Annotated in this window: 10 protein-coding genes and 1 pseudogene; all 11 read right to left on the minus strand. The window is 28.1% G+C overall.

The annotated features are described in order from the left end of the window. Positions 1 to 243 (minus strand): annotated as a pseudogene (locus EII29_RS09480) (hypothetical protein); the annotation flags it as partial. A 739-nt stretch (positions 244 to 982) separates the two neighbouring features. Further along, positions 983 to 1,957: an AraC family transcriptional regulator gene (locus EII29_RS09485; RefSeq protein ID WP_125237292.1), complete on the minus strand. Its 975-nt coding sequence runs from the start codon at positions 1,955 to 1,957 to the stop codon at positions 983 to 985. A gap of 74 nt (positions 1,958 to 2,031) precedes the next feature. After that, entirely contained in the window at positions 2,032 to 3,030 is a 999-nt protein-coding gene (locus EII29_RS09490) for an AraC family transcriptional regulator (protein WP_125237293.1), read from the minus strand. A 184-nt stretch (positions 3,031 to 3,214) separates the two neighbouring features. Next, positions 3,215 to 4,252, minus strand: coding sequence for an AraC family transcriptional regulator (locus EII29_RS09495; protein ID WP_125237294.1), 1,038 nt, complete (start codon positions 4,250 to 4,252; stop codon positions 3,215 to 3,217). 250 nt (positions 4,253 to 4,502) lie between these two features. Further along, a complete protein-coding gene (gene adhP / locus EII29_RS09500; RefSeq protein ID WP_125237295.1) occupies positions 4,503 to 5,549 on the minus strand; it encodes an alcohol dehydrogenase AdhP in 1,047 nt (348 codons plus the stop codon). A gap of 499 nt (positions 5,550 to 6,048) precedes the next feature. Continuing rightward, positions 6,049 to 6,588 (minus strand): DUF1439 domain-containing protein, encoded by a 540-nt coding sequence (locus EII29_RS09505; RefSeq protein ID WP_125237296.1) that lies wholly within the window; start codon positions 6,586 to 6,588, stop codon positions 6,049 to 6,051. A gap of 184 nt (positions 6,589 to 6,772) precedes the next feature. Beyond that, on the minus strand, positions 6,773 to 9,598 hold the full coding sequence (gene uvrA / locus EII29_RS09510; protein WP_125237297.1) for an excinuclease ABC subunit UvrA: 2,826 nt from the start codon (positions 9,596 to 9,598) through the stop codon (positions 6,773 to 6,775). A gap of 151 nt (positions 9,599 to 9,749) precedes the next feature. Continuing rightward, positions 9,750 to 10,163: a nuclear transport factor 2 family protein gene (locus EII29_RS09515; protein WP_125237298.1), complete on the minus strand. Its 414-nt coding sequence runs from the start codon at positions 10,161 to 10,163 to the stop codon at positions 9,750 to 9,752. Between the two features lie 516 nt (positions 10,164 to 10,679). Then, positions 10,680 to 11,678 carry a VacJ family lipoprotein gene (locus tag EII29_RS09520; RefSeq protein ID WP_125237299.1) on the minus strand — a complete coding sequence of 333 codons (999 nt, stop codon included), beginning with the start codon at positions 11,676 to 11,678 and terminating at the stop codon, positions 10,680 to 10,682. Positions 11,679 to 11,680: 2 nt separating this feature from the next. Further along, positions 11,681 to 12,979, minus strand: coding sequence for an alpha/beta hydrolase (locus EII29_RS09525; protein ID WP_125237300.1), 1,299 nt, complete (start codon positions 12,977 to 12,979; stop codon positions 11,681 to 11,683). Positions 12,980 to 13,005: 26 nt separating this feature from the next. Beyond that, complete coding sequence (gene smc / locus EII29_RS09530; RefSeq protein ID WP_125237301.1) at positions 13,006 to 16,536, minus strand: chromosome segregation protein SMC; 3,531 nt, start codon at positions 16,534 to 16,536, stop codon at positions 13,006 to 13,008. Positions 16,537 to 16,569 lie beyond the last annotated feature (33 nt).

The raw sequence follows: 16,569 nt of genomic DNA on the forward strand, positions 1-16,569 counted from the left end.
CTTAGGTTTTACTTCTTCTACTCTTTCTTCTTCCAATATCACACTTTCTTCCAACATTTCTCCCGATGTGCTCTGCTCTTTTTTCATCTTCTTTTCAGAAACCTTCTTCTCTTTTACAGGTCTTGTCATTTCTCTCTGTTGCTTATAATAATCTTCTCTTGCTTTTCTTAATACATCTTTTGCACTATCCGCTATAATCAATGCACTTATTGCAAGTATTCCCGCTATTACCGTCTTTTTCATTTTTCCTCCTTAAATATTTTTTATTTTGTCTATATCTCATCTTAAATCAATCTTCCTAGCACTAGCAAAATTTATAAATTTGTTTAGAATCCGGTTATTGGAAGTATGAGAGAGATAATCAACATTCACAAGACTTAATTCATTACCTATAATATCATTTCAAGTTCACTCATCTCCTGCGCTTCCTTTTTAAGAAAAACATTAAATTTTGCTGCCACTCTCTTAAATTAGACTTTCTTTGAAATGTCAAACAATTTACTAATGATAATATCGGCATATTTGTTAGTAAAAATAATCTATTTTTATATTTTTTTATTAAAAATTCATATATTTTTTAATTCTTTATTATTTCAAAAATTTTCTTAAAATAATTTATAAAATTTTATTTTAAATATAGTAAATTATCATTTGTTTTTATCATGAAAATATTTCAAAAGTACTCAAAGAATTTTAATCTATAATAAAAAATTTTTACATTGCTTTTATTATAATTAGTTTTTTATTATTTTTCTCCTTTATTTTTAAAAAAATAATCCAAAATAAAAAATTTTATTTTTAAATTTTGGATTTTTATTAATAAAAAATGACTGTATCATAAATCAAAAATAATTCTATAATTACAAATAGTACATACTAAAAACCAAACTTCAGTATTTCATTAGTTTTTATCAAAATACATAAAATTTATAATCTAATTTTATTTTCATATCTTAATGAAACAGTCTTATTTATAATATTTTCAATTAATTTTTCTATATTTGTTAGGTAATACTCCAAAATAATTTTTAAATGATTTTGAAAATTTACTTGGATTTTCATATCCTGTCTCAGTTGCTATTTCGGATATGCTCTTATCTGTATTTAACAGTAATAATCTCGCATAATCCATTTTTTTCTTTCTTAAATATTTTGTTATTTCTATCTTCTCTGCTTTTAAAAATGCCATTTTCAACTGATACCTGCTAATATTCAAAGTTTCACATAATTCTTTTACGGAAGGTAATTCTGCTATTTTATAATTTTCCAGAACGGCTTTTGTTCTGTCAATTATAATTTTATTTGTTTTTTCAGGATTTTTATACTGTAAAATAAAAATTGCTGTAATCAACTGAAATACTTTTGATTTTAAAAACAAATAATCACTCATATTTTTTACAGATATATTTTTTATTTCTTCTGACAACAAATCAGTTTCTTCACTTGTTTTTCCGAAACGAAATTCATTAATTTTGAATATATCATTTATATCTTCTTTCCATTTTACAGACTTTTTATTCATTTCTGTAAAGTTTGAAGCCACTTTATCTACATAAATATCAATAGACAGATATTCAAAGTCTTGACTATCTATCCTGTATTTTTTCACTTTGTCATCTATCCTGTGTACTACTACATCACCTTTTTTTACATGATATTTTTTTTCGTATTCATCGTATTCAGAATAGAAAGTACATTCTCCACCTAAACAATACATAATTTCAAAATAATTAACCAAATCTTTCGTAGTTTCAAAAACTTCTTTTACCTTTCCCTTAAAATTTATAATGGACATTTCATATTTGCCTTCAAAATAATATCTTTCAAGTATTCCTTTTAATTCTTTAGATTTTTTATCTGCAATATGATATTTTTCACTAAATTCTTTTTCTTCTTTTCTTATTTCAAAAATTTTCCCTAATATTTTACCATAAAATTCATCTTTTCTTTTTTTCATTCCAATATGTTATTTTAAATTATTATATATAGAATTATACAATAATTAATTACCTTTCTTTAAATTTTTATAATTTATAACAGATCTATGTAATGCATTTTTCTATATTTATTCGGCAACATTCCAAAATAATTTTTAAAGGTTTCCGAAAATTTGCTTGGATTATCATATCCCACTTCATTTGAAATTTCGAGTATACTTTTAGTCGTAGTCAGTAACATTGTTTTTGCATATTCCATTTTCTTTTTTCTTAAATATTTTACTATTTCTACTCCTTCAGCATTTTTAAAGGCTCTTTGTAACTGATATCTGCTTATTTTCATTATTTTACATAAATCTTTTATATTAGGTAATTCCGATATCTGATATTTTTCCAAAATCTTTTTTGCATTTTCTGAAATAATTTCTTCAGTTTCAATAGAATTAAACTGCAAATTCAAAATTAAAATAATAAATTGAAACACTTTTGACTTGAAACTTAAATATTCATTTATGCCGTTTATTGAAATATTCTCTATTTCTCTTGAAATATTTTCTATTTCTTCATTTGTTTTTATAAAATAAACTTCATCACGTTTCAGAATATTTAATATCTTTTCTTTCCACTCATCGGCTTTTTTCCTATTCTTCATTTTTGAAAAATTGGAAATCATTTCATCTAAATAAACATCAATAGATATCATATAAAGATCTTCCGTTTCAATTTCGTATTTTTTTATTCCGTTTACCGCTCTATGAATTATAATATCTCCTTTTTTGAAACTGTATGTTTTCTTCTCTTTCACAAAATTTGATGTAAATGTATATTTACCATTTAAGCAATACATAATTTCAACAAAATTTGTAGAAATAGGAGGATTATTAAGAGTTTCTTTCATTTTTCCATCCAATTTAAAAATAGAAAGCTCATATTCATTATCTAAACGATATCTTTCAAATGTGCCGGTCATATTTTTGGATTTAATTCCTTTAATATAATATTTTTGGCTGAATCCTTTTTCTATTTTTTCTATTTTAAATAATTTACTTAACTGTTCTTCATAAAACTCATTTGTTTTTTTGATATTTTTCATTAGATATTTCAATAGTATTTATTAATTTCTCCTTCCTGTTCACAAAATTGTATTTTTTGTCATAAAGATTTATTAGTTTTGACTATATATATATTTTTATTATACTGAATTTTTTTATTTCTTCTCCTCTAATAATCAAAAAACAATCTTAATTTTAAAAAAATCCAAAATACTAAAACTTTTTTTAAATATTTTTTCTAAATTTATTAGGCAAAATTCCGAAATATTTTTTAAAAGCTTCTGAAAATTTACTCGGATTTTCATAGCCTATTTCATTTGCAATATCAAGTATAGTTTTGTCTGTTGAACTTAAAAGAAATTTCCCATGTTCCATTTTTTTCTTTTGTATATAGTCCGAGATACTTATTCCCTCTATTTTCTTAAATGATGTATGCAGCTGATATCTGCTTATATTCATCATCTTACATAAATCTTTTATCATGGGCATTTCAGATATTGAATATCTTTTTATAATTTCCTTTGTTTTATTTACAATTTCAAGACTGCTCACAGGCATTATTTCTACTAAATTTGTCTGCATATCTAATATCATAGGTAAAAGCTGAAAAATTTTTGCTTTTAAATTTAAGTATTTGTTTATGCTTCTAATTATTGTAATATTTTGAATTTCTTTCATTAAAACTTCTATTTCCATATTCAGTTTTCCATAATAAAAATTCCCGGGTTCAAATATGTTCAAATTTTTCTCTTTCCATTGCTTGATTTTTTCCCACCCTGTTATTTTAAGAAGATTTGAAATTAATTTATCAAGATAAAACTCTATTGTTATAAATTCAAAATTATTTCCCGAAATCTCGTATTTATTAATTTCACTACTTGCCCTTTGAATAAGAAGTTCCCCTTTTTTTAAATAAAAATCTCTTTGTATACCTTCATGAGTTAAAGATAAGAAAGTAGCCTCTCCACCAAAACAATACAGCAGCCTTATATTTTTGTAAGTACCTTTTGGGTTAATAAGTGTCTGTTTTAATTTCCCCATTGTCTTTAATATTATTATTTCGCATTCTTCATCTATACAGTATCTCTCCAAAGTTCCATTTAATATTTCTTTTTTATGATCTTTTATTTTTTGTCCGTTAATCAGATATTTTTCGCCAAGTGACTTTTCAACTTTTTGAACATCAAAAATTTTGTTAATCTGGTTATTAAAAAATTTATCCATTACTCTTCCGTGCTTTATTTTCTCATTCTTTTTTTTCATTCCTTATTCTTTTTCCTTTATACAAAATTCTAATTATTGTTTAAAATTATACTCCATTTTTTTAGGTTTTTCTACTCTTAAAACATAAAATAATCCAAATTAAAAAAATAGTCAATATGTTATTTTTATTATCTTAAAAATTAATTTTTCATTTTTTTAATTTTTTATTATTATAAAATAAAAAACATTATTATTTGTACAATAAAATATGAGGGCAAATACAAATGCCCTCATATTAAAAATATTTTCATTAATGTTGATGACCACATCCACATGTTTTTTTCATATCAAGTACCATACGTCCCTGTATTTTTCCTTCTTCCATTTCCTTAAATACTTCAGGAGCTTCTTCCAGTGCTCTTTTTTGAACCACAGGAACAACTTTTCCTTCAGCACCGAATTGGAATGCTTCTTCCAAATCTTTTCTCGTTCCTACTAATGAGCCGATAACTTCTATTCCATCAAGAACTGTTTTTACAATCGGTAAATCCATTGTTTCTGACGGCAATCCTACTGCAACAACTTTTCCTGCTGCACGAACTGAATCAATTGCCTGATTGAATGCAACTTTGGATACTGCTGTGACTACTGCCGCATGTGCTCCTCCATTTGACATTTTCTTGATTTCAGCTGCAGGGTCCGCAACATTTTTACCATTAATAATATAATCAGCTCCTACTTCTTTTGCCAATTTCAGTTTGTCATCATTAATATCTATAGCTATAACATGAGCATTAAATACATGTTTTGCATATTGGATAGCAAGATTTCCCAATCCTCCGCATCCATAAATAGCAATCCATTGTCCCGGCTTTACATCCGAAACTTTTATCGCTTTATAACATGTCACTCCTGCACAAGTTATACTGCTTGCTTGAGCCGGGTCTAATCCTTCAGGTACTTTTACCGCATAATCGGCCGTTACAAGACAATACTCCGCCATTCCTCCATCAACTGAATATCCCGCATTTTTCACTGTTCTACAAAGAGTTTCTCTACCCGTAGTACAATATTCACATACTCCGCATCCTTCAAAAAACCATGCAATACTTACTCTGTCACCAATTTTTAATGTCGTTACATCCGGAGATACCTCTTTTACTATTCCTATTCCTTCATGTCCTAAAATTCTTCCGGGAACTTTTCCGAAATCTCCATTCGCCACATGTAAATCAGTATGACATACTCCACAGTATTCCACTTCAACCAATGCTTCTCCCGGTCCCACCTTCGGTATTTCTCTTTCAACTATCTGAACTTCCCCTGTACCTTTTTCATTTACAACTACGGCTTTCATATCTGTTCCTCCTCAATAAATATAATTTAATTTAATTAAATAATATATGTTAACTTATTATTTACCTACTTCAGTTATTCTTAATTATCCTTTTTATATAAAATAATTGCTATAAACAGAGGTTTTTTGTGATTTCAAATCATTCGTTTGAATATATATTCATATATTATAATTTTACCCCTTTTTTTAAAAAAGGTCAAGTTATTTTTTTCATTATATAATTTTTTTACTTAATTTAAACATCAAATTTTATTTATATTTTGCATTTTACGTTATTTCTAATTTCTTTGAAAAAGATGAGTTATCCTATCTATTCCAAACATCGTAAAAATTTTTTTATTTTTAATATCAAACGAACATTTTAAGCATTTGTAAAATTGAAGTTTAAATATTTTTTAAACTTCTTTATAAAAAATATAAAAAACTGTCAAATTATTTTTTCTGCTTCTAAAAAAATTAAAAAATGGCAATATATTCCTATAAAAAAGGGGAAATCCTTCTATGTTTCTACATAAAATTTCCCATTTTTTATATACATATTTTTAATTCTAACTTTATTTTTTTTACCATTTTTTTCTTTTTCCATAATTTCTTCCTTGTATCTATAAACAGGAGACATTTCCACGTAACCTGTTATAATTGATTTTAATATGTTTTCCGCTTTGGAATCAGCCCTTTGATTTCCTTTTTCATCAAGAATTTTATCTACAGATAAATTTGTCAGGTACAATTCTTCTTTTTCCTTATCATAACGGATTCCGCTACTCAGATATATTTTCCCTTTACTCTTTCCGTCAAGCACAATAATATCATAATCAGTTTCTATAAATATTTTTTCACTTTCAAAATTTATTTTAGGATTTTTCATTGTCAATCGTGCAATTAAAAAATTTTTTATTATGGGAAATTTTTGTTCTGCTCTCTTTTGTATAATTGCTTTCGGTATATGTAAAATTTTATTTTCAAGAAGATCACATGATATTATTCCAAATAAAATCACTATTATAATTACTACTCTTTTTATCAAACTTGTCTTCATTTTTTCCTCCTTAGTATGATATTCTATTTTTAAAATCCCGCTTTGCCGTATATTCCATCTAATTGAAAATACAGTTCAGCGGGAACTTTTCAGAAAATGATAATTTATTTTACCTCATTTTTCTTAGTTTATTTTTATAATTTTATCTGAATATTCTTCAATTTATAAAGTTCATTACAATTTTTTATTTCAAATATTTTTTTAAAAATTTTCCTGTGTGAGATTTTTTGGATTTTACTATTTGCTCCGGAGTTCCTTTGGCTATAATTTGACCTCCTCTGTATCCCCCTTCAGGGCCCACATCTATTATATAATCGGCAAATTTTATTACATCGAGGTTATGTTCTATTACTAATACCGTATTCCCTTTTTCTACCAATCGATCCAATACAATAAGTAATTTCCTTATATCCTCAAAATGAAGTCCCGTTGTAGGCTCATCAAGAATATAAATAGTATTTCCTCTTGATATTTTTGATAATTCAGTTGCCAATTTTATCCTTTGAGCTTCTCCTCCTGATAAAGTGGTAGCAGGCTGCCCAAGTTTAATGTAATTCATTCCCACATCTATCAATGTTTGAAGCTTTCTTTCCAGACTTGGAACAGCTTTAAAAAACTCATAAGCTTCTTCTACTGACATATCGAGGATTTCTGATATACTTTTTCCTTTATAATGCACTTCCAACGTTTCTCTATTGTATCTTTTACCTTTACACACTTCACATTCTACATATACGTCAGGGAGAAAATTCATTTCTATTTTATTTATCCCTGCTCCTCCGCATGCTTCACACCTTCCTCCTTTTACATTAAACGAGAATCTTCCCTTACTGTATCCACGCACTTGTGCATCTTTCGTTTGTGCAAATAAATCCCTTATATCATCAAATATTTTTGTATATGTTGCAGTATTTGACCTTGGAGTTCTTCCGATAGGAGATTGATCGATATCTATGACTTTTTCCAGATTTTCCAAACCTTCTATTCCTCCATTTTCAAGAGGATAAAGTTTCCCTTTATTCAATCTGTTATGAAGCTCAGGAAAAAGTGTCTGATTTATTAATGTAGATTTCCCACTTCCTGATACTCCCGTTACCACAGTAAACACTTCAAGTGGAATATTAATTGTTACATTTTTTAAATTATTCCCTTTGGCATTTTTCAGCTTTATTTCCTTGGATGCTTTTCTCCGTTTTTCAGGTACTTTTATCCCTTCTTTTCCATTCAAATATTTCGCCGTAAGTGACTTCTTATTTTTTAGAACTTGATTCGGAGTTCCTGCTGCTACTATTTCTCCTCCGTATATTCCTGCTCCGGGACCCATATCTATAAGGTAATCCGCTTCTCTCATAGTATCTTCATCATGTTCTACTACAATAAGTGTATTTCCTATATCTTTAAGGTCTTTTAAAGCATCGAGAAGTTTTTCATTATCCCTCTGATGAAGCCCGATACTTGGCTCATCCAAAACATATATTACTCCTGTTAGACGGCTTCCTATCTGGGTTGCCAATCTTATTCTCTGGGATTCTCCTCCTGATAATGTTTTTGTCATTCTTGCCAATGTCAAATAATCAAGTCCGACATTTATCATAAATGAAAGTCTTTCTTTTATTTCTTTTAATATTTCTGTAGCTATTTGTTTCTGTTTTTCCGTAAGCTGTATATTTTCATAAAATTCAAGAGCTTCCGTCACACTTACTTCAGTCAGGTCGATTATGTTTTTGTCATTTATCGTAATTGCAAGCACAACATCTTTCAATCTTTTTCCGCTACATTTTTTACATGTTTTTTCAGTCATATATTTTGCTTCTATTTCTTCTTTTGTAGATTCTGAAGCTGTTTCCCTATAACGTCTTTCAATATTCCTTATAATACCGTCAAACTCTTTTTTACCGTTATAACTGAAACTGTCTCCTGACCATGAAAATTTAAATTGTTTATCACTTCCGTAAAATATAATATTTCTTTCTTCATCTGTAAGTTCAGATACTTTTTTATCCAGATTTATTTTATGTGCTTTTGCCATTGCCTCAAAAAGTTCCCAATTCCAACCTTTCTGATTAGAAGAACCGGGAAATAATATCCCCCCCTCTCTAAGAGAAAGATTTTCATCAACTATAAGTTTATTTTCATCAACTTCAAGGTTAGAACCTAATCCATTACAGGAATCACATGCACCATAAGGAGCATTAAATGAAAAGAGCCTAGGCACAACATCAGGAAATATTACTTCAGGATGCTCGGAACAGGCAAAATTTTCACTGTATTTACTGTCTTTTCCATTTATATTCGTTATAATTTTTCCGTCTGAAAGTCCTCCGGCAGTTTCCACAGCTTCGGTCAATCTGCTCAGAAAGTCTCTATCTTCCTTTTTAATTACAAGTCTGTCTACAACTACTTCAATGTTATGTCTTTTATTTTTATCCAAATCAATATTGTCATTTAAATCAAGTATGTCTCCATTTACTCTTACTCTCTGAAACCCCTTTTTCTGAAGGTTTAAAAATAAATTTTTATGTGTTCCTTTTTTTTCCGTCACAACAGGTGCCATTACTATTAATTTATCTTTCTCTTCAGTAGTGGCAAGTACATTGTCCACAATTTCCTGTAATGACTGCTTTTCTACTTTCTGACCGCAAACAGGGCAATGTGCTTCACCTATGTGTGCCCACAAAAGTCTCATATAATCATATATTTCTGTCATTGTACCTACTGTGGATCTCGGATTTTTAGATACACTTTTCTGTTCTATGGAAATAGCGGGAGAAAGTCCTTCTATACTATCAAGTTCAGGCTTCTGCATCTGCCCTATAAACTGTCTTGCATAAGCCGACAGACTTTCAACATATCTTCTCTGTCCTTCCGAATATATAGTATCAAAAGCAAGGGAAGATTTACCGCTTCCTGATACCCCTGTTATTACTACAAACTGATTTTTAGGTATTTCAATATCAACATTTTTTAAATTGTGTTCTCTTGCTCCCGTTATTTTAATTTTATCGTTCATATGATTTTATTTCCTTTTTATAATTTATTTATTCAATACGGATATTATTAATTTATTTTATTTATCTTTCGGTAACTTGTTTATTTTTTCAAAAAATATAGATTTTCATTATTTTTCCTCATTTTTATTCTTTCATATATCAGACACATTCCTATTTCCCTTTATCTTGAAATTCAGGTTTTACAGCATTTTTATAAGGATCATAATTATTCAGTTTGCACATAAATTCCTTTAAAAAAGAAATTTTATTTTCGCTATTCCACTGAATTAAAGACATTCCTGAAAATTCTTCACATTTTCCGTCATTTTTCATTATACATTTAAAATACCATTCTATGACAGTTTGACTTCCTTTATGGAAAAACTGTTTTATTTCCCATTTAAGCACATCTGCACGTGTATTCCATTCATAAAACCAAAGTTTTATTTTTTCTTTTCCTTTATATTCAGGTCCCCAGCTTTCAGTATAAATAACATCATCTGAAAAAATTTTATCTATTCCTGTATCTTTCTTATGAAGCCACATATCAAACCACAGTTTTATAATTCTTTCTTTTTCTTCCATAATTTCACTTCATTTATACTAATAATGACTCCTTTTTCATAATATTGAATATATGTCTAAATATTAACAGTGCAATAACTAAGGTTTCAAAATTATATATAGAAATATTTCCTTTGTCTGAACACTCACTTATTATATTACTGATAAAATATATTGCATAAATTATAACATCCTTTATTTTCAATTTATAATTTGTAATATTTATATATAAATACTACAAATTAAAAAAACTAAAAAATAACTAATCCCGTCAGTGTTTCTTTTCCGATAATATTCAGAGAAATTAAAAATATTCAGTTTCTCCTGGATTTTTATAACTTTCTGGCTATTCTATTTTCTCTACTTTTTTGATTTTCTTTTATTATAATTATTTTAAAATCTTTATTAGCTAAAGTAATATTCCATTAAAATCTATTTTTTAATTTCATATTTTTCAGATTTCAGTTTATTTTCGGCAATATTTTAATATAAATTTATTTTCTAATCTAGTTTTTTAAAACAAAAATAAATAAGAAGTTATTTTACTACCTGCAATTTTCTGTAATTATAAAATACTGCTTTCACTAAATCATATTCAAAAGGAGAATTTAAATCCCCATATCTGAAATCTACCAAAGATCGTGCATTAAGTCCTGTTACTACAGGTCTTGTAAATCCATATACATTTTTATCAAATACACCTGTATCAAAAAACAGTTCTTTTTCAGCAGCTTTTCTTGCAGCTCCTTCCATTAAAGTATCAGGTACACTTCCTACAACATCTCTGACTGTACTTGGACCAATTACAGGCAATACAACATAAGACCCTGTCGGAACCCCGTAATATCCTAATGTATCTCCCATCGTTTCCCAATCTTTTTTTATACCTATTTTTGAAGCAACATCGGCTGTTCCCAATATCCCTACTGTAGAATTTACTACAAATCTTCCAAGTGCGTTAAATGCTTTTTTCGGTCTCAACTGTAGCAGTGAATTTACAACTGTAGGAATTTCCTTAAAATTATTATAAAAATTTGCTATCCCTTTTCTAACCGGTTTCGGAATTACCGCCTGATATACCCTCGAAACGGGATATGCCACTTTTTTATCAAACTGTGTATTAAAAGCATACATTCTTCTATTAAAAGGTTCAAAAGAATCGTTTATTGTCATTAAATCAAACACTTTATCAGAAATAATATATTCTTCATTAAGCATATCTATATTACTGGCAATAATTCCGTATTCATCTTTATCAATAAGTATATAACTGTTATGCTCTTTATCTTTATTCTTTTTATTGTATTTTATATTATTCTTTTTCACCTTATCTATACTTTTTCCCGGCTTCTCAATAATATTTCCGTCTGTAAACTTAACAAATGTATCATCACTTAATTCATTTTCAATCATCTGCATTAATGCATTATTTTTTTCAGTATAAGGAATGAGAGCTTCAGGTTTTGCGGCTTCACAAATTCCCGCTGCTGTAATCAAAAGAGCTAACATAAATAACTTGTTCTTTTTATTTTTCATATTTAATTTTCCTCCAATTTATCTACCATTAATTTAGCAACATCTCTATGCCACAATACTCCTGTATGTCCTCCGTGAGGTATTATCACTTTGTTTTTAAAATGTTTATCAATGTATCCCAATTCTCCTTCATTCATCAGTATATCATCTTTTGATGTTATAAATATTATTTTTTCACTATTATTCACTATAAAATCATGGCTGTTATCCAAACTGAAGTCTTTTACAAACTGCTCCATTGTCAAATCAGGATATTTGTATTTTTTCAAATATGGATATAAAATTTCTCTGGAATACTCATCAAAAGATACTGATAATCCTTCATGAAATTCCTTTGTTACTGAATCAAATCTTTTATATGTTTTTTTATCTGACAGTCTTCCCGTTGATTTATTTCCACTGAATACTTCTCCTGCAAATGTCATATTTGCTGAATAAAATCTGAACAGAAGCCCTGTCAACGCTTCAAAATCGCTATCGGTAAGTTTCAGTTTTCCCAAACTTGCAGTCAGATTTGTAAAATCAACATCTTTCAGTTCTACTGTCTTATCGTATATTATTCTACTGAATATTCTATCAAAAAACTTTTCCAATCCCTTAGCATCATATATACCGTTTTTGATTAAATAACTATCCAACTGTTTCGTTGCGGTAAGAATACTCACCGGGGTGTTAAGCAAAAGAGATTTATTTATTTTTATTTTACCTTTTTCTACATCTAACTCCTGAATTAACAGTGACTGAAACCCACCCAAACTATAGCCTCCGATATTTATTTTACTTATTTTCATTCCTGATTTTTTTTCTTCTGCTATGGCTTTTACCATCAATTCATACAAATGAGGAACTTCATCTTTTACATAGCCTGCATAGTTATTTTTACTTTGACTTACTATATAAGGCATTGTACTTGTAGAGCTGAATGCTATGACATTATACCCTCTTTCATAAAAAACGTTAGCTATATACATGGACAATCCACTGTTATACAATGATCCTGTTCCTGAAATGAGGAGCATTAAAGGAGCCTCTTTCTTCTGTTTCCATATACCGTATTCATAATCGCCCCATTGTCTCAATATAGAAGGAATTCTCTTATTTGACTTAAATTTTTTAACTTGAGGACCTTTCGGATTCTTAAGTTTATGCCATTGCTCACTCGGTGTACCTAAAACTGTAGACATTATTGCATTGCCTTTATAAGGATAATCTTCAGCAATTTTAGATACATCAGTTTCATCAGCCTTTCCCATAACTGAAAAAATGGCAACTGTTACAATTAATAATATTTTTCTTAACATTTTTTCTCCTTTCGATTTTTACATACTTATACATCTACTGAAATTATTCTTGATTCTCCTATTTCCTTATTCATTGTAACTCCGTATAATCTGTGAGAACCTTTCATAGTTTCCTTATTATGGGTTATAAGTATAAATTGAGATTTTTCTATAAATTTGTTTAAAAGTTTTACAATTTTTTTCGTATTTTCTTCATCCAATGCAGCTTCTATTTCATCAAAAAATGTGAACGGACTCGGTTTAAACATAAATATCGCCATTATAAAAGATACCGCCAACATCGACTTTTCTCCTCCCGACAATAAGAGGAGAGTCTGCTCGGGTTTGTTTTTATACTTTACACTTAATTCCAATCCTGTTTCGAGCATATTTTCATCATTCAGCAACCTTATAGCCCCTTTAGCTCCATTTAATATTGTCTTACACATATATTCAAAATTTTTATTAATTTCTTGAAATGCTGTAGAAAATTTTTCAATTATTTCATTTTCAATATCTTTTATTAATGTAAGAAGAGATTCTCTGCTTTCGATCAAATCCCTTTTCTGATCCGACAATTCATTATATCTCTTACTTTCCCTTTCATATTCGTCAATTGCTCCGAGATTTACACTTCCTATTTCCATTCTGCTTTTTTCATTCATGGAAAGTTTTCTTTTTATTGCCTGCATTTCAACTTCATTTTCAATTTTTTTATATTCAACATTCTGGAAAATATGAGGATTTTCAATATTTTCAAATTCAGTATTTAAATATTCCAGATCCTTTTCCGTTTTTGTGAAATTTTCCGATAATTTTTCATATTCACTTTTTTTAGCGATCATTTTTACTTCAATATCTTTAATTTCTTTTATGAAATTTCTTTCTATCGTTTCATATTCTTTGATGTTTTTTTCAAAATCTCTTATTCTTTCATTCAGTTTTTCATTTTCATCATTTTTTTTTCTGATTTCTTCTTCTCTTTCGGCAATTTTCTTTTCAAAATCTATTTTCAGAATTTCCCTTTTTGTCTCAAATTCACTTAAATCTGTCTGTTCATTTATAAGTTTAGTGTAATCTTTCTCTATTTCCTTATATCTTAACTTGTTATTATCCGTACGAACTTTAAGTATTTCATATTCTTTATCCAGTTCACTTAGCTCTTTCATATATATTGTCAGATTTTCAGATTTTTCAAGTTTATTATTTAATCCTTCTATTTTTAAATTATTTTCTGTAATCTCTTGCCGGATTTTTTCCATAATGTTTTCATTTTCAATTATTTTTTTATTCTTCAATTTTATAAAATCTTCATTTTCAGTTATTTCATAAGTAAGTGTGTCTATTTCTCTTTTTTTCCTGTTAAAATTTGATGTAAAACTGTCATACTCTTCAAAAAATTCTTTATATTCATTATCAAAAAGCCTGTATTCGGCTTCTTTTTCCTTTCTCTTTGCTTCTCCCTGTTTCAGCCTTTCATCTGTCTTTGCCGCTTCATTTTCTATCCTTTGCTGCTCTTTTCTGATAATCTCCATACTTTCAGTAATTAAATTCAGTTCTTTTTTTCTTTCCAACAGTTCGTCTTTTCCTTTTACGGAATGTCCTCCTGTCATTCTTCCTCTCGAAGTTATTATATCTCCTTCAAGAGTTACAATTCTATCATTGTATCCTTCACGCAAAAGTTTTGTTCCTGTTTCAAGATTTTTTACAACCAATGAATTTCCATAAACAAAATGTATTATTTTTTCTATACTTTTATCATATGTTACAATATTTCTCGCAAAATCTATAACTCCCTCTTTTTTAGGAAGATTATCATTCACTTTAAAAGTTTTTATTCCTTCTACAGGTAAAAAAGATGCTCTTCCTATTTTTCTGATTTTCAGCTCTTCAATACATTTTTTACCAATTTCAATATTTGTAACTACTATATCCTGAAAATATCCTCCTGACAGCGTCTGAATCGCATCTTCATATCCTGACGGAATATTTATCAGATTTACAAAGGCCCCTATTACTCCGTCTATTTTTTTATTTAATATATATTTTGTACTTTTGACAAATGTCTCATTTTTTTCAATTATATTAATATTTGCTCGTTTTTTTGCATTTAGATTTTCATATTTATAGCTCAGTTCATTTTTTTCTTTATTCAATCCGTTATATTTTTTATGTAAAACTTCAATTACAGTATTTATATCCCGTATTTCATTTTCTACTGCATTTCTTTTATTTTCTTTTTCAATTTTCTTTTTTTCAAACTCACCTTTTTTTTCATTGATAGTATTAAATTCAGTTTCAACTTTATTTTTTTCATCTTCCAGACGTTTATTAGTATTTTCAGCAGTAAATATTCTTTTTTTTAAGTCTTCATTTTCTCCGGCTGCTTTTATTCTGTCTACTTCCAAATCTCTGTTTTTTTGAGTTTTTTCCTTTAATTCGATTAAAATGGAATCTGTTTTATTTTTAAGCTGTGTCACTTTTTCATCAGCTTCATTTTTTTCTTTTTCCTTTTTCAAAAGAGCATCTGTTATTTTATCCATTTCTTTCTTAGATTCATTTAATATTTCAATTTTTTCTACAATATCCTTTTCTATAACATCTTTTCTTTTCCGCTTTTCATTAGCTTCGGTTTCCAAGTTGGAATATTTATTTTTCAATTCTGCATACTCATTTTTAATATTTTCTATTTCCTTGTAAATATCAAAATTTTTATTTTTCTCATCTTCAAGTTTTTCATAAAATTTTTCTCGTTGTTCATTTATATCTTGAAGTTCTTTCTGTTTTACATTAAATTTTTTCTGAACTTCCTCTATAATATTTTTTAACTCTTCTCTTTCCAATGAATATTTTTCCATTGCATTTTTTTTCTCATTTATATTGTATTCCAAAATCATGAGTTTATGAAGTTCAATTTTTTCAGTATACGTCTTGAAAAGTCTGGCTTTCATTCCTTCATCTTTCAGATACTTTACTCTTGTTTCCAAATCTTTTTCTACATAAGTTATTTTTTCTATTTCATTTTTTACTTCTTTCAGTTTTTTTTCGGAATCCTCTTTTTCAATTTTTGCCCTTTTAACTCCTGCCGCTTCTTCTATAATTTCTTTCAGTTCCTTAGGATTGGAACTTATTATCCTTTCCACACGCCCCTGTCCGATTATGGAATATGCCTGCTTTCCGATTCCTGTATCCATAAAAAGATTATTTATATCTTTCAACCTTGCTTTTCTATTATTTATGAAATATTCGTTTTCTCCGTTTTTATATATTCTTCTCGTAATTTTTACTTCCGAAAAATCAATATCCAGATATTTATCCTCATTTTCAATAATAAGACTTACTTCAGCCATGGATTTTGCCTTTTTATTCTTGCCTCCGGAGAAAATAACATCAGAACTTTCCTTTGCTCTTATGTTTTTATAGCTCTGTTCTCCCAACACCCATAAAATAGCGTCTAAAATATTACTTTTTCCGCTTCCGTTAGGTCCGACTATAGATGTTATCCCTCTATTAAATTCTACAACAGTCTTATCTGCAAATGATTTAAACCCTGAAAGCTCTAACGCCTTTAAATGCATTTTTCCTCCAATTTTATTTCTTTTGTTCCTATA

The organism is Leptotrichia sp. OH3620_COT-345, assembly GCF_003932895.1.
GTDB lineage: Bacteria > Fusobacteriota > Fusobacteriia > Fusobacteriales > Leptotrichiaceae > Pseudoleptotrichia.